The sequence below is a fragment of the Novosphingobium sp. BAM6 genome (assembly GCF_057784955.1).
Genome location: NZ_JBYNTR010000006.1, coordinates 1 through 17691, shown reverse-complemented (window position 1 = coordinate 17691; position 17691 = coordinate 1). Strand labels below are relative to the sequence as shown.

Annotated in this window: 19 protein-coding genes; 12 read left to right on the top strand and 7 right to left on the bottom strand. The window is 61.5% G+C overall.

Features of this window, described 5'->3' with window-relative positions; translation table 11 throughout:
- Positions 1-5 precede the first annotated feature (5 nt).
- On the top strand, positions 6-1043 hold the full coding sequence (locus tag AC3EC3_RS15170; protein WP_488490440.1) for an aldo/keto reductase: 1038 nt from the start codon (positions 6-8) through the stop codon (positions 1041-1043).
- Positions 1044-1152: 109 nt separating this feature from the next.
- Here AC3EC3_RS15170 and AC3EC3_RS15165 read toward each other — a convergent pair whose 3' ends face one another.
- A complete protein-coding gene (locus AC3EC3_RS15165) occupies positions 1153-2031 on the bottom strand; it encodes a LysR family transcriptional regulator (RefSeq protein WP_488490439.1) in 879 nt (292 codons plus the stop codon).
- 96 nt (positions 2032-2127) lie between these two features.
- Between AC3EC3_RS15165 and AC3EC3_RS15160 the strand changes: the two genes are divergently transcribed.
- Complete coding sequence (locus AC3EC3_RS15160; protein WP_488490438.1) at positions 2128-2595, top strand: cupin domain-containing protein; 468 nt, start codon at positions 2128-2130, stop codon at positions 2593-2595.
- 82 nt (positions 2596-2677) lie between these two features.
- On the opposite strand, the gene AC3EC3_RS15155 is transcribed toward AC3EC3_RS15160, so the two are convergent.
- Positions 2678-3574: a LysR family transcriptional regulator gene (locus AC3EC3_RS15155; protein WP_488490437.1), complete on the bottom strand. Its 897-nt coding sequence runs from the start codon at positions 3572-3574 to the stop codon at positions 2678-2680.
- Between the two features lie 125 nt (positions 3575-3699).
- Here AC3EC3_RS15155 and attM point away from each other — a divergent pair, with 125 nt between their 5' ends.
- From attM to AC3EC3_RS15135, 4 genes are all read left to right on the top strand, one after another.
- A complete protein-coding gene (gene attM, locus AC3EC3_RS15150; protein WP_488490436.1) occupies positions 3700-4494 on the top strand; it encodes an AttM family quorum-quenching N-acyl homoserine lactonase in 795 nt (264 codons plus the stop codon).
- A 445-nt stretch (positions 4495-4939) separates the two neighbouring features.
- A complete protein-coding gene (locus tag AC3EC3_RS15145) occupies positions 4940-5434 on the top strand; it encodes a hypothetical protein (protein WP_488490435.1) in 495 nt (164 codons plus the stop codon).
- On the top strand, positions 5431-7359 hold the full coding sequence (locus tag AC3EC3_RS15140) for a hypothetical protein (RefSeq protein ID WP_488490434.1): 1929 nt from the start codon (positions 5431-5433) through the stop codon (positions 7357-7359). The genes AC3EC3_RS15145 and AC3EC3_RS15140 overlap by 4 nt, the downstream gene beginning before the upstream one ends.
- Positions 7360-7381: 22 nt before the next feature.
- Entirely contained in the window at positions 7382-9289 is a 1908-nt protein-coding gene (locus tag AC3EC3_RS15135) for a hypothetical protein (protein WP_488490433.1), read from the top strand.
- Between the two features lie 123 nt (positions 9290-9412).
- Here AC3EC3_RS15135 and AC3EC3_RS15130 read toward each other — a convergent pair whose 3' ends face one another.
- Complete coding sequence (locus AC3EC3_RS15130; RefSeq protein ID WP_488490432.1) at positions 9413-10222, bottom strand: AraC family transcriptional regulator; 810 nt, start codon at positions 10220-10222, stop codon at positions 9413-9415.
- 76 nt (positions 10223-10298) lie between these two features.
- Here AC3EC3_RS15130 and AC3EC3_RS15125 point away from each other — a divergent pair, with 76 nt between their 5' ends.
- Genes AC3EC3_RS15125 through AC3EC3_RS15115 form a run of 3 tightly spaced genes read left to right on the top strand, consistent with a single transcriptional unit; the run spans position 10299 to position 12078 of the window.
- Positions 10299-11066: a class I SAM-dependent methyltransferase gene (locus AC3EC3_RS15125; RefSeq protein WP_488490431.1), complete on the top strand. Its 768-nt coding sequence runs from the start codon at positions 10299-10301 to the stop codon at positions 11064-11066.
- The gene (locus AC3EC3_RS15120) at positions 11063-11602 is read left to right on the top strand and encodes a GNAT family N-acetyltransferase (protein ID WP_488490430.1); all 540 of its coding nucleotides are present in this window, start codon (positions 11063-11065) and stop codon (positions 11600-11602) included. Before AC3EC3_RS15125 ends, AC3EC3_RS15120 begins: the two co-directional genes overlap by 4 nt.
- A 26-nt stretch (positions 11603-11628) precedes the next feature.
- Positions 11629-12078, top strand: coding sequence for a tautomerase family protein (locus AC3EC3_RS15115; protein WP_488490429.1), 450 nt, complete (start codon positions 11629-11631; stop codon positions 12076-12078).
- Positions 12079-12207: 129 nt separating this feature from the next.
- Here the strand turns inward: AC3EC3_RS15115 and AC3EC3_RS15110 are convergent, their stop codons facing one another.
- Entirely contained in the window at positions 12208-12723 is a 516-nt protein-coding gene (locus tag AC3EC3_RS15110; RefSeq protein WP_488490428.1) for a GNAT family N-acetyltransferase, read from the bottom strand.
- 230 nt (positions 12724-12953) lie between these two features.
- On the opposite strand from AC3EC3_RS15110, the gene AC3EC3_RS15105 reads away from it, so the two are divergent.
- From AC3EC3_RS15105 to maiA, 3 genes are all read left to right on the top strand, one after another.
- Positions 12954-13724 carry a glutathione S-transferase family protein gene (locus AC3EC3_RS15105; RefSeq protein ID WP_488490427.1) on the top strand — a complete coding sequence of 257 codons (771 nt, stop codon included), beginning with the start codon at positions 12954-12956 and terminating at the stop codon, positions 13722-13724.
- A gap of 197 nt (positions 13725-13921) precedes the next feature.
- Entirely contained in the window at positions 13922-14524 is a 603-nt protein-coding gene (locus AC3EC3_RS15100) for a glutathione binding-like protein (RefSeq protein WP_488490426.1), read from the top strand.
- Between the two features lie 47 nt (positions 14525-14571).
- Positions 14572-15240, top strand: coding sequence for a maleylacetoacetate isomerase (gene maiA, locus AC3EC3_RS15095; RefSeq protein WP_488490425.1), 669 nt, complete (start codon positions 14572-14574; stop codon positions 15238-15240).
- A 271-nt stretch (positions 15241-15511) separates the two neighbouring features.
- On the opposite strand, the gene AC3EC3_RS15090 is transcribed toward maiA, so the two are convergent.
- From AC3EC3_RS15090 to AC3EC3_RS15080, 3 genes are all read right to left on the bottom strand, one after another.
- A protein-coding gene (locus AC3EC3_RS15090; protein ID WP_488490424.1) for an IS3 family transposase occupies positions 15512-16653 on the bottom strand; the annotation gives its coding sequence in 2 pieces (ribosomal slippage) (positions 15512-16410 and positions 16410-16653; 1143 coding nt in all).
- 52 nt (positions 16654-16705) lie between these two features.
- Positions 16706-16843: a GFA family protein gene (locus tag AC3EC3_RS15085; protein WP_488490423.1), complete on the bottom strand. Its 138-nt coding sequence runs from the start codon at positions 16841-16843 to the stop codon at positions 16706-16708.
- 69 nt (positions 16844-16912) lie between these two features.
- On the bottom strand, positions 16913-17691 hold a 779-nt coding region (locus AC3EC3_RS15080), incomplete at its 5' end, for a Rossmann-fold NAD(P)-binding domain-containing protein (protein ID WP_488490422.1).

Sequence of the window (17691 nt, the reverse complement as noted above, 5' to 3'; positions counted from 1 at the left end):
TCATCATGGACTATCGCTATCTGGGTGCCTCCGGCCTCAAGGTTTCGGTGCTGAGCTTCGGCGCGGGCACATTCGGCGGCAGCGGGCCGCTGTTCGGCGCCTGGGGCACCACCGAGGGCGCCGAAGCGCGCCGAATGGTCGACATCTGCATCGAGGCCGGCATCAATCTGTTCGACACCGCCGACGTCTATTCCAACGGGGCCTCGGAAACGGTGCTGGGCGCGGCGATCAAGGGGCGCCGCCACGACATCCTCCTCTCCACCAAGATGAGCCTGCCGATGGGCGACGGGCCGAATGACGCAGGGTCGTCCCGCGCGCGCATCATCCGCTGCGTGGACGAGGCGCTGAAACGTCTGGGCACCGATTATATCGATCTGCTGCAACTCCACGCCTTCGACGCACATACCCCGGTCGAGGAGGTGGTGGGCACGCTTGACCAGCTCGTGACGGCGGGCAAGCTGCGCTATACCGGTGTCTCGAACTTCTCGGGCTGGCAGGTGATGAAGTCGCTCGCCGTCGCCGACCGCCATGGCTGGACCCGCTATGTCGCGCATCAGGTCTATTATTCGCTGCTTGGTCGTGATTACGAGTGGGAACTGATGCCGCTGGCGGCCGACCAAGGCCTCGGCGCGCTGGTCTGGAGCCCGCTGGGCTGGGGGCGCCTGACCGGCAAGATCAGGCGCGACACGGGCATTCCGGCTGGCAGCCGCCTCCACGACACCGCTTCGTTCGGACCGCCTGTCGATGACGAGCATCTCTACCGCGTCGTCGATGCAATTGAGGTGGTTGCCGCCGAAACGGGCAAGACGGTGCCACAGGTGACGCTCAACTGGCTCCTCCAGCGCCCGACCGTATCATCAGTCATCATCGGCGCGCGCAACGAGGAGCAGTTGCGCCAGAACCTCGGCGCTGTCGGCTGGTCTCTCACCCAAGAGCAGATCGCATCGCTCGACGCCGCCAGCCTCGTCTCGGCGCCATACCCCTACTTCCCTTACCGGCGCCAAGAGGGCTTTGCTCGCCTTGATCCGCCGATGTGCCGATGACCGCTATCATTGGAATCGAGCCGCTCAGGCGAGCCAAGTCGAACACCGTGTCAGGCGCAGTCGCGTGAGACTGATACTGCCAGACATAGCATGACAGATGCTTCACCCACTATTCAACGGACGACGGGTTGAAGGTCGCCGCCATATGGTCGGCGAAGGCCCTGACCCGCGGCACCATGTCGGCACGCGTCGGAAAGGCCATGACGAGCCGCGTGCGTTCGCGGATCGTGGTCGCCAGAACGGTCTTGGCCTCCCCCGACGACAGCATATCCGCGACCAGGCCTGTCGGGAGGAGCCCCACGCCAAAACCAGCGCGGATCAGATCTCGAGCCATCGCGTGGCTGTCGACCACGATGGCCGGAGGTGGAAGAGACTGGCCTCCCAGAATATTCCGTTCGAGATAAAGGCGCAAACGGCGCTGTGGCGACACAAAGGCGCTCAAACCTTCGAGTGTGGATGGCTCGCCATGCTGCGCGATCCATGATTCATGCGCGCAAAAACACCATTCGACATCGGTCAGCCGCCTCTCGACCGTTTCAATACCCCCACTGCCGATCCGGATTGCGACGTCGATATTCTCGGCGACCAGATCAAGCATGGCATTGGAAAACATGACCTCGAACCGAACATCGGGATGGTTGCGGGCGAAGGCTGCCACGGCTTCGGCCAAAGGCTGTGTCGGGAAATCGGCGGGCGCAGTCATCCTGATGAGGCCGCCCAGAACGCCCGTCGGCCGGCGCAAGGTATCGACGGCTTCCGAAAGCACCGCGATAGCAGGCGCAGCCTGATCATAAAGGCGGCGGCCCTCATCAGTAAGGGTAACGACGCGCGTCGAACGCTTGAGCACCCGCACCCCCAGGGAGGCTTCCAGTGATTGAACCTGCAAGCTGATCGTGGAACGCGGCACGCTCAGGCGGCGCGCCGCCGCCGCAAAACCTCCGGCGCGGACGACCTCGACGAAAGCATGCAGTGGATCGAGCTTGATCATTGTCCAGAATACCGGATTGTGTTGCCAGTATTGGACGGATAATCTCTCTATACCTTTGATGCTACCTCTCCTGTGAAGAGCAAGGAGAGAGCATTCATGATACCGGAGCAGAGCACCCCATCCGCAAGCGGCAAGCTAGCCATCAACGGCACAGCCGCCTTTTCCGGCATCGAGGCGAACATTCTCCTTGGCGGTGAGGCAACTCCGATGACCGTCATGGACATGCACGTCGCGCCCGGCCAGGGCGCGCCGGCGCACATCAGCTTCGAGGAGGACAAGGTCTTCCACATCGCGCAAGGCGCGTTTGTCTTCCTCATCGGCGATGACCGGATCGAAGCCTCTGCAGGAGACCACCTCTTCGTTGAGCGTGGGACCATCCACGGCTTTGCCGCTCTGGGCGATTCGCCAGCACGAATGACCCTGGTCTCGACGCCCTCCGGTCACGATGCCTTTTTCACCGCGATGAGTGATCTGCCGGTGCCGCATGATCCTGATCGGGTCGCAGCCGTCTGCCATCGTTACCGGCAGGCGATCATCGGGCCTATGATTGCGCCAGAGCAATAGATCGGACCGCAAACGTCAGGAAGTGACCCGTGCGTTGTGGAGCCGGAGCAACCTCATGCTGCCGGCCCCACATATGTTCAGGTCAGCCTCCGAGGATACGCATCGCCTGTTTCTCCAACGCGGAAAGAACTGCCTTGATGCGCGGCGCCACCGATCGGCCAGCCGCATAAAGCGCATGAAGGTCAAATCCGGGGACCGTGAAGTCCGGCAAAAGCTGTTTGAGGCGGCCCAACGCCAGATCATCGGCGCAAACAGGCCTTTGCAGCACGCCGATAGCGCCCCCGCCGAGCAGAACCGCGTGGAGAGGCCGCCAGTGGCCAAAGGTGAGTGCAACGTCGAGCGACGCGGTCACCGTTCGGCCGTCCTGAGACAGCAAAGCAAGCTTGTCACCGCCGAAGAGGCCGGACACGCGGGCAAAGGCATGATGGGCGAGGTCTGCCGGCCCGCTTGGCGTACCATGCCGCTCCAGATACTCCGGTGCCGCGACCAGCATGCGGTTTACATGGCCAAGGCGGCGCACGACGAAGCTGCCCTGGCCTGGGTCGCCAAGGCGTAGCGAGATATCCACGCCCTCCGTCACCGGATCGACAATCCGGTCATTCAGGACGAGGTCGATTCGCAGCGCCGGATGGTCTTCGCGCAGGCGCAGCAGGACCGGTGTCAACAACGTTTCACCAAGACTATGCGGCGCGGCGATGCGGATCGTTCCTCTCAACGCGCTGCCGGTCTGGGTCACGGCTAACGCGTCGTCTGCGGCTTCGATGACCAACTTTGCCCGCTCGTAAAATGCGGCGCCTGTGTCGGTCGTCGAGAGTGCCCGGGTGCTGCGTCGTAACAGGCGTGTGCCCAGTTCGCCCTCAAGGCGTTCGATCCGCTCGCTGACCGCCGGCTGGCCGATACCAAGGTCTCGCGCCGCCGCCGACATGCTGCCGCGCTCCACCACCCTTACGAAAAGCCGCATGGCTGCCAGATGATCCATGCACCTTATCTATCGGACTGGCCGATGAATGAAAGCGGATCATGCGCCTTCCGATCGGATATATTTCGAGAGACAACGGCTGGGCCGCTTCGCTGCGGCATCATTCCAACCCTGCGGAGAGATCGATGGTCGATGATGTTCGCCTCTACATGTTCCAGTCGGGGAGCCAGTGCTGCAAGCTGCACCACATCAAGATGAACCAGGGCAATGACGCCAATGTCGAGATTCCCGTTCCCTGGTTCCTGCTGACTCACCCGAAAGGTCACGTCGTCATCGACGGAGGGCTCGCCGTGGAAGGGCTCGCCGATCCGCGTGGCTGGTGGGGTGCCGCGATCGATGCCTATCGGCCCGTCATGACGAAGGACCAAGGCTGCCTGGCGCAACTCGCGGCGCTGGGGATCACGCCGGAGCAGGTTCGTTTCGTTGCTTTGTCCCACCTCCATTCCGATCATAGCGGCGCGGTCGGCCGGTTCCCGAACGCGACGCATGTCGTCCAGCGGCGAGAATATGAATATGCCTTCACGCCGGACTGGTTCGCGGCTGCCGCTTATGTCCGCCGGGATTTCGACCGGCCCAGGCTCGCCTGGCACTTCCTCGATGGCGAGGCCACCGACGGGTATGACCTTTACGGCGATGGCGTGCTGCGCATGATCTTCACGCCCGGCCATACGGTCGGCCACCAGTCATTCCTCGTCACATTGCCCGAAACGGGGGCGATCTTGCTGACTGGCGATGCCGTCTACACGCAAGACCATTGGGAGGAACGGGCTCTACCGGGTTTCATGGCCTCGACAGTTGACGTGGTGCGCTCGGTGCAGAAACTGCGTGTGCTGGCGCAGCGCGAAGGCGCGCTGGTCGTCGCCGGCCACGATCCCGAAGCTTGGCCGCAATTCAGGCACGCGCCGCATTTTTATGCCTGACGCCGACTGGCTTCGACCAAATTAAGGCGTCCGGGCGCACCTCATCGAACGTCAACAACTGCAGTTCAAAGGGCGATGGATCACGACCGCACGGAGCCTGGGGCAAAGCTAGTCGCCAGCAAGCATATGCGTCATCGCGGCAGCGCCAGCGGCACGTCTATTCCCCTGCGAAAAGCGGGTCTTTTCCACATTTGAATCATTCAGGGGTTTTCAATTACGTTAGTTGGTTACATCACCGTCATGACGGTGATGGAATGTCCTGGGGAGCCAAGAACAGGGGCCTCGTGTAGTGTCTGAAGTATCGGGGGCGTCGGATCGGCAGAGTGCGGTTAGGTTGCTCGCATGCATTGACGCAGCGGGGACTACGGCGGACGCGGAGCAATGGGGCGAGGATATCGTTGCTTCGCTCCACGCGCAGTCACGGCTACAGGCGCTCGACTTCTGGATGCGCAACCCGGACTATCTTGCGAACGAGCTTCTGACCGTCTTCGAGGAAACGGGGGACGCTTTACTCATCCAACTAGCGCAGCGTATATTTGAGGATCGTGAGCCTGATCTGCGGCGCCTGCCGATGATCCGCTATCATTTCGGGGCCTTCGAGCCACTCGATAATGCGCTGTCGATCCTGGTCGCGGCAGGCCTCCTGAAGATCAAGCGGCAGGGATCCCCCAGCCAAGTGCGCGAGCATATCTATCTGCTGACCAGTAAGGGGCGCGCCGCGATGGCGTCGCTGGCTGCGGCCGCGCCGGAACTGGCCTGGTACCGCGATCGCGCGACGATCGTTACTCGCATTGCCGGCGACAAGGGCGGTAAGGCGCTGAAGGACCGGCAATATCTCCAAGCTGAATATGCCGGGACCGAGCTCAACCATATTATCGCGCCAATCACCGAGCGCGTGCGCAAAAGACTGGACTCCATTCTGGAAAGGGCCGGACGATGACGGCAAGCTGGCTCGAGACTGTGGCAGAAAAGGCGGGCATGAGCCCGGCAGAGGCCGAAATAGCGCTTCGCAGGCGGGGCATCATTGCGGACCGTCCGATGCGCCCGGCGCGGACGCTGACTATCACGGCCATCGCATTCAAGGGCGAGAAGGGCGGCAAGGCGCAGGGTGCGATCGATTTCTGCTGGGAAGGCTTGAAGCCAGGCATCTGGGCTGTCACGAGTGAGAAGAATTTCGCTGGCAAGTCGAGCGTCATCGAGATCATCCTGTGGTGCCTGCGTGGTACGCCCAAGAACCTTCAGGGCGATGTGCGGAAGTGGCTGAACTGGGTCGCCCTAGACTTTCTTGTCGACGCACAGCCCTATCGCATCGAGTTCGCGGTCGAGGCTGGTGTTCCGACCGGAACGCTGATGCTCATTCGGCCGGGCGGCACGCCCACCATCGTCGATCACTTCTCGTCAGATGAGGGCTTTGCGGCCGCCATGTCGCAATTCATGATGAACACGCTCGACCTCGATCCCATCCCTGCAATGCAGGGCAAGGAAGGCGACAAGATGGCCGTCGAACATGGTTGGACGGCATTATCTGGCGGACTCTATTTTGGCGGCGATCACAAGCTGCTACTGGGCGATGTCCAGATGGGCGGACTGCCCGCCCGTATGCTGCAGATGTATGTCGGGCTTCCCTGGGCGCTGACGGTGATGCAGGCGCGCACCGTCAAGAAAGAGGTCGAGCAGGAACAAGAGCAAAGCAACAAGGCCGCGACCAAGGCAGCTGCGGATGCGGCAAAGGCACGAACACGCCTCGAGACCGATCTCGCGGCCGCGCAAAAAACGCTGGCGGGGCTGAGTTCCACCCAAGCAACGGCGGAAGAGCTTGAGCGCCTGGCAGGTGAGGTGGCGCGGCTTTCCGCAATCGCGATCGACCAAGCGACGCGCCACGCCGCAGCCCAGGCCGAGTTCAACGCGCTGAAGGTCGTTGCCGACACCGACGAGCGGGCTCTGCGTAATTTGCGCGAGAATATCGTCGCCGAGCAATTCTTCAACGGGCTCGAGCCGGTCTGCTGCCCTCGCTGCGAGGCGAAGGTGTCGGGCGAGCGCATGAAACGGGAGAGCGTCGACCTCAACTGCTCGCTGTGCGCCGAGCATATTCCGGTCGAAACGATGGAGGGAGTGAGCGAGACCATAGAGGAGAGCGAACGACGGGCGCAAGCTTCTAGTGCCGCCGTCAAGCGCGCCGTCGCGCATGCGGCTTCGCTGCGCCGGATTGCCGATGACGCGAGCAAAGCGGTCGATGCTGCGCGCAAGGCGCTGGAGAAAGCCGCGGCGGGCACAACCTTTCAGCAGCGGCGGGACGCGGAGCTCTCCGTCGCGCGCCTTGAGGGAGCGCTCAAGGAACGCCAGACCGACGGGGCCCCTCCCTCGCCTTCCGCCGATCTTGCGCTCGTACGGGCTGCTACCAAGGAAGCTGAGACAGCCTATGACGAGAGTCGCGGCGACATATTGCAACGGCTGAGCGAGGAAATCCTGTCTTTGGCACAGCGCTTGGGCGTCAGAATGCTCGAGGCTGTAAAACTCGGATCGAACGCAACGCTGGCCCTGACCAAGGGCGGTGAGAGCACCAGTTTCAGCAAGGTCACCGCGGGCGAACGGCTGCGGTTGCGGCTCGCGACAGCGGTCGCCTTGCTGCGCATCGGCCAAGAGCGCGGCCTCGGACGCCATCCGGGGCTGTTGATCATCGACTCGCCGGGCGCCGAGGAGGTCAGCGATATTGATCTGGCCGCGCTGCTGGGTGAGTTGAAGACGATCGCGAAAGATACGCCGGGCCTTCAGATTCTTGTCGCGAGCGCCAACCCTCCGGCGATCGTCAAGCAACTCGGCAAGGACTGGTGTCGGATCGCGGAGAAGGATGCCTATCTGTGGTGATCGCGGACGTGAGCGCTGCGAAATGACGGTCATGGACGCGATATCCAGCTGCCTTGCGCACGGAGAGATCGTGACGTTGGAGCACATCGGAGGTGCCGATCGCCTCGAAGCTGAGCGGGATGCACTTTTGCAAGCTCCCTTTCTCGACGTGCTAGTGGCGATGACGGTTACGGCGCCAGAGGCCGACCAGACAATACTCGATGCCTTGTTGACCGATGGCTTCGCAGCAGCGGCCTCTCCCACAGTCTTGCGCGACGCGGCCCATCTGCTGATCGAGGCCCCGCAACTGCGGAGCCGCCTCGCACGAGCACTGACGCCGATACTCGTTGCCAAGGTCGCCGATCGGTCCGATCCCCGGACCGACCTTATGGCGGCCTATGCCCTCGAAGCACTGTTCCGCCTGGCGCTAACCGACGCCGTGAACCGGCACCGACTGCTCACGCTTCTCACGGAAATTGACGGAACGCCGAGCGAACTGTTCGCAGCTCATGCAGCAAAGCTGCTAGGCGCAGCTTTCACACAATGGGGCGGCGACGATCTCATCCAAGCGCTCGAGCGGCTGCTCCCGGCAGCTGAAGCCGAAGCCGCGTTCGAGCTAGGACTGATCACGCTGGGTGACGGCCTCGAGCAGACGTCCATGCCCGACATCCTCAGTCGGCTTGAAGCAGCGCAGCTGCGGTTTAGGCAAGCAGCCCGAGCCGGCGAGGACCGCGCCGATGCCGTCGCCTATGACGCGATCATCGAGATCATCCGCGGCTTCTGGAGCGAGACAGGCGCGACCAATCTGCATGCGACGCTCTCCCGGCTGGAGCAGACCATTGCCGATCGGCAGGCTCTTCTGCAGGTAGGATCCCTGCCGCCGTGGCTCGCGCCACGGGCGGATCGCGAGATCACCTGGGTCCGACTAGCCCGGCGCGCGCGGCGAGCAGTCGACGATCTCTCACGCCCCAGTTGGCTGAACGCTGCCGCGACACTCAACTCGGTGCTGGCAGTCTATGACGCGGAGCGGACCGTAAAGGTCGGGCCCGGTTTGTCGCTGCTTATGCGACCGCGCATCGAGGCAGCCTTTGTCCGCGAGCGAGGACTCGCCGAGCATCTCGACCAGTTGTTGCTTGAGCCGGAAGTCTATGGGATTGAAGCCGGCCTTGCAGCGCAACTTCGTACCGGTGTCCAGCGACACAGCGAGGAGACAGAAGCCTCGCGAAAAGTTGAGGAGAACGCTTCGTATCCCCTGCTCACGAGCGTTCTCCATGGCCTCCCGGGGGCTGACCAGTTGCCTAAGACCGCCGCCGCAGCGCTTGAATCCGCTCTTGGCCAGCAGGCGAAGCAGGCGGAGCGATTCACCAACCCAGTCATAAATCAGCTCTTTCGCGAACTCACCGCTGCAGTTGCATCGTGCGCGGACTATCAGGGGGAAACGAAAGATGGCTTTGACAACTTGCTGGCTCAGATACTTATGTTCTGTGCGGACCGGCAGGACACCGGACGCAAGCAACTTGGCCCACGGACCGATTACCTACGGACCGATGACGCGAAGGAGGGCGATCTCCAGTCTGACTTGAGGCAGTTTGTCAAAGGCAATCTCACCACCGCAGAGGTGCTGACCGAGGTTGATGGTATCGCGACCGGCCGCAGCGATCTTTATGTTGGGTTTGGGGGCGTGCGGTTCATCGCGGAACTCAAACGTCATTTCGGCTCGGTCGACCAGGAAGTGGCAAAAACCTATTTTGGACAGGCTGGCTCTTATCAAGCTACCAACGTGCGTCTCGGCTTTCTGGGCATCCTCGAGCTTGTCGACCGTCCGGGCCCACCTCCTGCGCTCGCGGAATGCCTCTGGCATACCGATTATATTCCGGCATACTCCACACTGGCGCGGCACATCATCGTGTTCCGTGTGCCAGGCATGCTGAAAACTCCATCCTCCCTTTAACTACACCCTAAGCGTCGCTTTCAAAGCAATTCCAGCAAGAGCGGACCGATCCAAAGTCCCACTCCAAACCATTCCTGGTCGACGAGAGGATAGCTGCCAGCCCCGCCCAGCAGCATCCCGCTTTCAGTGATGATGCTGCCTGAACTGGGCAGGCGCTTCGCCCACCAGCGCTGTGAAGGCCTTTGCGAAAGCGCTCATGGAGCTATAGCCGACATCCGCGGCGACGCCCGTGACGCGATGACCGTCAACCAAGAGGGACATCGCCTTTAGCATCCGCGCCTGGGTCAGCCAGGCCTGCCAGCCCAACCCAACCTCCTTCACAAAAGACCGTCGGAACGTCCGCTCTGACAGCAGCGCCGCGCCGGCGGCGGCGCTCAACGTCGCGGTGCCGGGATTGGCCATCGCATAGTCCATGGCGCGCCGGATAGCTGGATGGGCCGAACTGGGCAGGAAAAGAGGAAGTTCGCTTTCCAGCCATCGGGCGCATAGCAGTGAAAGAGCGGTCAAGAAGCTCGCCGCCAGTGGATCGGAATCTGTCGCGCCCTTTTTCCAACGGGTAGCAAACAGGATCATCTCGCGCATCAGGGGATCAGCGATCAGGATGCGCACCCGACCCGTGCTGTCCGCCACCGTATCCGGCGAGAAGAAGATCGACGCGGCCTCCTTGCCAGTCTGGAGGCTGCGATGGCGGATACCGGCTGGTATCCAGCCCGCTCGAGCCTTGGGGACGACATAGCGCCCAGCCTCGGTTTCGATCAGCGCAGTGCCGTCGGCCGCATAAAGCAATTGATGATAGGAGTGGACATGCCAGTCATAAAGGTGATCTGGCATCGCATCGAGAAACGAAAATCCGATACCCGCCGGACTATCGAGGCCATGCGACCGGATCGCATCTTCCGTTTCTTCACCTGTCAACGCACGCATGGCCGTCATTCGCTCAAAATTGGCCTCCAGACGTTAGCCGGCCAGATCCGCTTAGGCTAGGACGAAGGCGAAGGAGGAGCGCAAAATGAGTTACACCGCGCATCAGAAAAAGATCGTCGACCAGTTCACCCGTTGGGCGAAGCCCTTTGCGGAACTGCCGCTGCACGCAGAAGCCGAAGCGATGGCGACGACGCTTGCTGCGTGCATTCCCGATCACGCGGGCAAGGTGCTCGACGTCGCCTGCGGGCCGGGCATCCTCGCCTGCGCGCTGGCCGAAAGATCGGATCATGTGACGGGGATCGATCTCACCCCCGCCATGATCGAGCAGGCGCGGATCCGCCAGAATGCTTCAGCTCTCACGAATCTGGACTGGCATGTCGGCGACGCGACTGCCCTCCCCTTCGCGGATGCCTCATTCGATGTCGTGACCACCCGCTACAGCTTCCATCACATGCCCGATCCCGCCGCAGTCCTCGCTGAAATGAAGCGGGTCTGTCGGCCGGATGGCCGCATCGTTGTGATCGATGCGACCCCCTCCGCCGCGACGCAAGCCGCCTATGATGCCATGGAGACGCTGCGCGATCCGTCGCACACCAGCGCACTGACGCTCAGCCAGTTGCGGGCACTCGGCCTTGCAACCGGCCTCCGGGAACTGCTGATCGAAAGCTATCAACTGGCAGCCCGTCTCCAGACGCTGTCGGACGCGAAGAACATGGCCGCGCTGGAAGCGATGTTCGATGCCGACATCGCAAGCAGACACGACTGGATCGGTGTCGGGGCGTGGCGCGATGTCGATGGCATCGGCTTCCGCTTCCCGATTTCGATCGTCGCATGGACGCCGGCCGCAGCGTGAGCCTCCGGATCCATACGCGCTGGGCGACTGCGGAAGATCTGCCGGAGATCGGCCGCCTGACCACCCTGGCCATCGAGACATTGCAGGCAGCATTCCTGACGCCCGCCCAGATCGCGGCCAGCCATGCCATCATGGGCGTCGATACGCAGCTTGTCGCAGACGGGACCTATCTGCTGGCCGAGCGCGCTGGCGTGCTCATCGGCTGCGGCGGATGGAGCCGCCGCGCCACCCTCTACGGCGGCGACCATAGCGGAGAGCTCCGTGATGCCACCCTGCTCGATCCGGCCGTAGATCCGGCAAAGATCCGCGCGATGTACACCCATCCCGATCATGCCCGGCAGGGCGTGGGGCGCGTCATCCTCGATGGCTGTGAGGCCGCCGCAAGGGACGCAGGTTTCGCGGCCGTCGAACTTATGGCAACGGCCAGTGGGCAGCCATTCTATGGCGCCTGCGGCTATCAGGCCATTGCTGACGCCGATACAGAGGTGGCAGGTGTCATAATTCCCCTGGTAAGAATGCGTAAGCCCCTTCGGTAGGATCAGCCAATCGCCCAGGCATCCAGTTGGCCTACCCCGCCACAGCGCGCGCTTATCTCGACGTCATCAGAGAATGGAGTTTCTACATTCCCCTTGTCCGGATCGATCTCGACAAATCCGCCCCTGCAGAACGCGCCGGTATCGTGGGCGATGTCATCTATGATGCCATGCGCGCCGTCGCCGGTGTTCCCGAGGACGACAAGTTCCAGATCATCACGCGACGCGAATCCGGCGAGATCGTCTACCCGGCGAACGGCTATCTCGGCGTCCAATACAGCCCTGACCTCATGATCATCCAGATCACCTGGAACCTTGGCCGGTCGATCGAGGTGAAGAAGCAGTTGTATCGCATGATCGCCGAAGGCATCGCAGCAAAGGCTGGCATCAGCCAGCAGGACGTCTTCATCAATATCGTCGAGGTCGTGAAGGAGAACTGGTCCTTCGGCAACGGCGAGATGCAGTATGCCAAGGCCTGACGGGTCAATAAAGGCGGCTCGGCATGGGTTTGGCGCGCCACCACTGCGGCGCCACCCCTGTGGGGTTCCACAAACTGGCCATCGCGCGAGGCCAACACTGCCTGAACGACGGATTGAAGATGGCCGCCGTCAGGTTTCCGGGCTTGAACTTGTGTCCAGCACCAAGGTCATGAAGGCAAGATCGAGCCACTTGCCAAATTTCATACCGACCTGCCGCAGCACGCCTGCATTCTCAAACCCCAGCTTTGCGTGAAGGCGGATCGAGGCGGCGTTCTGTGCCTCGATACCGGCCACCATGACGTGCTTGCCGATTGCCCGTGCCCGCTCGATCAGGGCGGCCATCATCTGCTCGCCAATGCCGGCGCCGCGCTGATCGGCGCGGACATAGATCGAATGCTCGACGGTGTGGCGATAACCGTCCCACGCGCGCCAGTCTCCAAACGAGGCGTAGCCGACCACTGTGCCAGCCGCGTCGACCGCCACCAGGACAGGATAGCCCTGCTTCGCACGATCGGCGAGCCAGGCAAGCCGATTGGCCGGCTCGATCAGTGTGTCGTTCCAGATCGCCGTCGTGTTGGCGACGGCATCGTTATAAATGGCAGTGATCGCCTCGGCATCGGCCGGAACTGCATCGCGGATAGTCATGCTGGAAATCGTCCATCACCGCGGGGAGAAATTTTTGATCATGAGAAGCTTCAGCCTAAACCAGATGACCGACCTTCAGAAGCTTACCCTGTTGCAATCCTGGGATAACTTCCAGGGCATTGTCAGCATCGCGACCAGTCCATACTGTCGATAGAAGCGCTTCCGCTTTGCCGGGCGGCAAACACCGCTTTCCAATTTGCAGATAGTCGCAGGCACGCAACATCTTACTGATGGTGCGAAGCTTTTACCCCCGCTGGCCAAACCACATCAGCGGCGAACTGAAAGGTTTGGCAATGGGCATCACCCTCTATGAACTGGCCGGGAAAAACCCGGATCTCCGCTTCAGCCCTTATTGCTGGAAGACCCGCATGGCCCTGGCCCACAAGGGACTAGAAGCCGACCGCCAGCCATGGCGGTTCATGGACAAGGATGCCATCGCGTTTTCCGGTCAGGGCCGCGTGCCCGTGCTTGTCGATGACGGCGCCCCGATCCACGATTCCTGGGCAATAGCGCTCCATCTCGAGAAGCGCTATTCGAGCCGAGCATCCCTGTTCCCCGGTGAAGGAGCCGTGGGCCTCTCGCATTTCGTCAATGCCTGGGCGGACAGAGCGCTGTTGCCGGTGATCGCCCGCATCATCCTGCCGGACATCTACAACTGCCTGGCTCCGACGGACAGGAATTACTTTCACAGCACGCGGGAGGTGAAATTAGGGAAGCCGTTCGACGAGCTCGCGAAGGAGCGCGCATCGAATCTCGAAATACTTCGCAAAGAGCTCGAGCCGTTACGTGACGTGCTCAGGGCCCGTCAATTCGTCTCCGGTGAAACGCCCGCTTATGCGGATTACTGCATTTTCGGGATGTTTATGTGGTCACGATGTACAAGCTCGGTTGAGCTGCTCGCATCAGACGATCCTGTCTTCCTTTGGCGGGAGAAATTGCTGGACGCTTTCGACGGCCTTGGACGCACAGCACCATCGGCAGAGTCTGAAGCCGAGGAGTGATGTGCCTCTCGTTGCAACGAAGCCGGTTCGTCACGCGACATCCGACAGGACGACAGTTCCGTCTTCGCAATACGGCTGAATGCCAGTCGCGCTCCAGAGGCTTGCGGAGGCGCATAATCCCTTTGCCAAACACCAATTATTGCCAAAAACCCGCACGAGCTATCGTCCCAAAGACAACATCGGGAAGGACGACAGGCATGAAACTTTATTATGCGACCGGAGCATGTTCCCTGGCATCGATCATCGCTGCCGAGGATGCGAAGATTCCTCTCGGGCTGACAAGGGTCGATATCAAATCCTCCCCGCACCTTGCGGAAGACGGCACGGATTTTCAGGCCATCAATCCGAAGGGCTATGTGCCAGCGCTCGAACTCAATGATGGAACGATCCTCACCGAGGGTGTCGCCATCCTCCAATTTCTGAATGATTATCGAGCGAGCCCAGTGCCCGTGAACGACGTTATGAGCCGATATCGCCTGCTCGAATGGCTCACATTCATCGCCACGGAACTCCATAAAAGCTTCAGTCCATGGCTCTTTCACCCCGAATACGGACAGCAGGCGGCCGAGGTTGCGCGCTCGAGAATAGCCGGTCGCTTCAGTTTTCTGGACCGGAGCCTGAAAGGCAGCGACTTCCTGCTGGGCCCGGACTTCTGCGTGGCGGATGCCTATTGCTTCTCCATCGCGCGCTGGGCTCCCGGTAAGGGCATTGATCTGAGCGCCTGGCCGACGCTCGCGACCTATCTGGCCAGAGTTGAGGCCCTCCCTGCGGTGCGGGAAGCTCTGCTCCGGCATGGCTGAACTCGCGCCCATGTCCCCAAGCCATCACGACATCTGGAGCCAATGGAATGACGATGCAGCTTTATGGGTTCTGGCGCTCCAATGCCGCCTTTCGGGTCCGGGTCGCGCTCGCATTGAAGGGCCTTGCCTATGAGGAAATCGACGTCGATCTTCTCTCCGGCGATCAATTTCTTCCTGGCTATGACGAGGTGAATGCCGAGCGTGTTGTCCCGACCCTTGTCCACGAGGGGCGGCGGTTTTCCCAGTCCATGGCGATCATCGAATATCTCGACGATGTGCATCCGGCGCCTCGTTTACTGCCTGTCGATCCGATAGAGCGTGCATATGCACGGTCCCTTGCCCTGGTGTCGGCGGCGGACGCCCACTCGCTGACCGTTCCGCGTGTTCGCAGCTATCTTGCCGGGACGATCGGCGCGGCCCCCGCCGCGATCGAAACCTGGTGCCGACACTGGACCGCTGAAGGGCTGGCGGCCTATGAAAGACTTCTCTCGCGCCGGCCTGCCGCCCCCTTCGCATTGGGTGAGGAGCCGACCATCGCGGACATTTCCATTACGGGCCAGATCGCCCTGGCAGACGTCTACCGGATGGACCTCGCCGACTTCCCCCTTGTGGCGGCTCTGGGCAAGCGCTGCTTCGACAAGCCCGCTTTCGCGCAGGCGCATCCTTTCCGGCAGCCGGGATACCCCGGCAATCCGTCATCAATCATTGCTTCCTAGGATTTTTAGTCGGCTGCCATGAATGCGAACGCGTGGGATGGCATCGAGATCAAGCGCGTCGATACAGCGCGCATTGACGGACCATCCCTCGAACCGGAACGCGCCTGCCACCACTTCCTCATGTGTGGGCATGCTCGGCCGTCGAAACGGCAAGATGCCACAGTTCGGGCAGAAATAGTCAGCGCCGGTCCCCGTTCCCCAACGATAAACGGTAAGGCCTTCAAGTGGACTGAGGAAACGGATCGCTTCCGAATGAGTAGCCCCTAGTTTTCTAGACGCCTTCTGCTTTCAAAATCTGCTGCCGTTCGAACTGGGCGGGTGACAGCATCCCGTTTCTGACCTGCTTGCGCACCGGGTTGTAGAACATCTCGATGTAATCGAACACGTCCTGCCGGGCTTCCTCGCGTGTTTTGTAGGTCCGGCGCCGGATGCGCTCCCGCTTGAGCGAGGAGAAGAAGCTCTCGGCGACAGCGTTGTCATGGCAGTTGCCGCGCCGGCTCATTGAATGCTCAAGATTGTGAGCCCGGATGAAGGCAGCCCAGTCCATGCTGGTGAACTGCGAGCCCTGATCCGAATGGATCAGCACCCGCTGCTTCGGCTTGCGCCGCCATACCGCCATGTGCAGCGCTTGCAGCACCGCATCGGTGGTCTGCCTGCTCTGCATCGACCAGCCCACCACGCGGCGGGAATAGAGATCAATCACAACGGCCAGATAAGCAAAGCCCTCTAGGGTGCGGATGTAGGTGATGTCGGTCACCCAGGCCCTGTCGGGGGCAGCGACGTCGAACTGCCGGTCCAGAGTATTGTCGACCGCCAGGGATGGCTTGCCGCCATAGCTCCCCGGCCGACGCTTGTAGCCGATCTGCGCCTTGATACCTGCCAGCCTGGTCAACCGGGCAACACGGTTCGGGCAGCAGGTCTCGCCCTGATCCAGCAGGTCGTCGTGCAACTTGCGGTAGCCATAGACTTTGCCGCTGTCGTTCCAGGCTTGCCGGATCAACTTCGTCTGCCGAACATCTTCCCGGGCCCGTTGGCTCAGCGGGTTCTTCTGCCAGGCATAGAAGCCGCTGGGCTGGATGCGCAGGCACCGACACATCGATCGAACCCGGAACTGGTCACGATGCTCGGCAACAAATGCGTATCTCACTTTGCATCCCTGGCGAAATACGCAGTGGCTTTTTTTAGTATATCGCGCTCCTCGGTCACCCGGGCCAGCTCGCGCTTCAACTGGCGGATCTCGGCATCCTTGCTGGCATCGCCAGACACCACCTTCGCCAATTGCCGCTTCCATGCGTACAGCGAATGCTGACTGACGCCGAGCCGTTCAGAAACCTCCGCTACCGGATACCCGCGCTCGGTGATCTGGGCCACCGCATCACGCTTGAACTCATCGCTGAAATTGGGCTTCCCCATCGTCGTCTCCTGTCCTCAAAATTAGGATAGAAGGCGTCCAGAAATCTAGGGGCTACTCAGAAGGAACTCGAAAGATCAACGCGCCTCTGCGTCGGCAAACCGAACAATCGCACTCCCGGAGGTAGTCGACATCAGCCTCGATCTCGAACTTCACGTGGCCACAATGACAAGTTCCGCTATATATCGTCACACATGATCTCCCGAGGCGGGCGTGGCAGTCCGGCACTCTTCCCAATCCAGATCAGGATTGGAAAACCGATCAGATCGCGCCCCGTCGCTGATCCTCACTCAATTTCAAAATCCGCCGGTTGGCGATCGTCCCGGGCTGGACACGCTCCCAGAGCGTCTCCGTGCCCTCCTCCTGGGCGCATTGCTCGTGGCGCCTGATCCAGTCTTCCGCGCTCCGGATCCGTCCGGGGTGGATTTCGTCCAGGAGCGCGTAATCACGGGTGATGATATTGTGCTTCCACTGATTCCAGAAGCCCGTGAAATTTTCGCGGAAACTCATCGTGCTCTTGTCCGCCGGGTCGGCATTATAGCCGGCGGGCTGGGCCGCGATGGTGGGGATCGGCGCGAAATAGCTGTCCAGATCGGTGTCGATATAGCGCGCCGGATGGCCGGTTACCCGCTCGAAAGCAGCGGCCAGATCGGCATAGCGGACATGCTCGATCGCAACCTCCAGATCCATCCCGTTGGCGCGCTCGGGATGGTCGAACAGCCAGCGGACATAATAGGCGCAATCATCGAGCGCGACATGGACCACGGCCCCCTCGCCCAGCGGCACGCGCCATGTCAGGACGCCATCCTCCATCCGCGGCGTTATCGGGGTTCCGGCCGAAAATGCCATTTCGATATAAGGGCTGCGGATTCCGAATTGATGCCGCCCGCCATTCCGAGGAATTCCCGCCCGGGATTCCGATCTGATCCCGCCCACCATTCCGATTAATTTCCGCCCACCTGTGCGGTGGTGTTGAGCCTGATCGTTTGAGGCCATCCTTCTGGGCTGTTCAGCAGTCTGGAGGATGGGATGCCGACGAG

Bases quoted from the DNA above. Each gene is read 5' to 3' on its own strand.
- AC3EC3_RS15170 (WP_488490440.1), top strand. From the start codon at position 6: ATGGACTATCGCTATCTGGGTGCCTCCGGCCTCAAGGTTTCGGTGCTG.
- AC3EC3_RS15165 (WP_488490439.1), bottom strand. From the start codon at position 2,031: ATGATCAAGCTCGATCCACTGCATGCTTTCGTCGAGGTCGTCCGCGCC.
- AC3EC3_RS15160 (WP_488490438.1), top strand. From the start codon at position 2,128: ATGATACCGGAGCAGAGCACCCCATCCGCAAGCGGCAAGCTAGCCATC.
- AC3EC3_RS15155 (WP_488490437.1), bottom strand. From the start codon at position 3,574: ATGGATCATCTGGCAGCCATGCGGCTTTTCGTAAGGGTGGTGGAGCGC.
- attM (WP_488490436.1), top strand. From the start codon at position 3,700: ATGGTCGATGATGTTCGCCTCTACATGTTCCAGTCGGGGAGCCAGTGC.
- AC3EC3_RS15145 (WP_488490435.1), top strand. From the start codon at position 4,940: ATGCGCAACCCGGACTATCTTGCGAACGAGCTTCTGACCGTCTTCGAG.
- AC3EC3_RS15140 (WP_488490434.1), top strand. From the start codon at position 5,431: ATGACGGCAAGCTGGCTCGAGACTGTGGCAGAAAAGGCGGGCATGAGC.
- AC3EC3_RS15135 (WP_488490433.1), top strand. From the start codon at position 7,382: ATGACGGTCATGGACGCGATATCCAGCTGCCTTGCGCACGGAGAGATC.
- AC3EC3_RS15130 (WP_488490432.1), bottom strand. From the start codon at position 10,222: ATGACGGCCATGCGTGCGTTGACAGGTGAAGAAACGGAAGATGCGATC.
- AC3EC3_RS15125 (WP_488490431.1), top strand. From the start codon at position 10,299: ATGAGTTACACCGCGCATCAGAAAAAGATCGTCGACCAGTTCACCCGT.
- AC3EC3_RS15110 (WP_488490428.1), bottom strand. From the start codon at position 12,723: ATGACTATCCGCGATGCAGTTCCGGCCGATGCCGAGGCGATCACTGCC.
- AC3EC3_RS15105 (WP_488490427.1), top strand. From the start codon at position 12,954: ATGGTGCGAAGCTTTTACCCCCGCTGGCCAAACCACATCAGCGGCGAA.
- AC3EC3_RS15100 (WP_488490426.1), top strand. From the start codon at position 13,922: ATGAAACTTTATTATGCGACCGGAGCATGTTCCCTGGCATCGATCATC.
- maiA (WP_488490425.1), top strand. From the start codon at position 14,572: ATGACGATGCAGCTTTATGGGTTCTGGCGCTCCAATGCCGCCTTTCGG.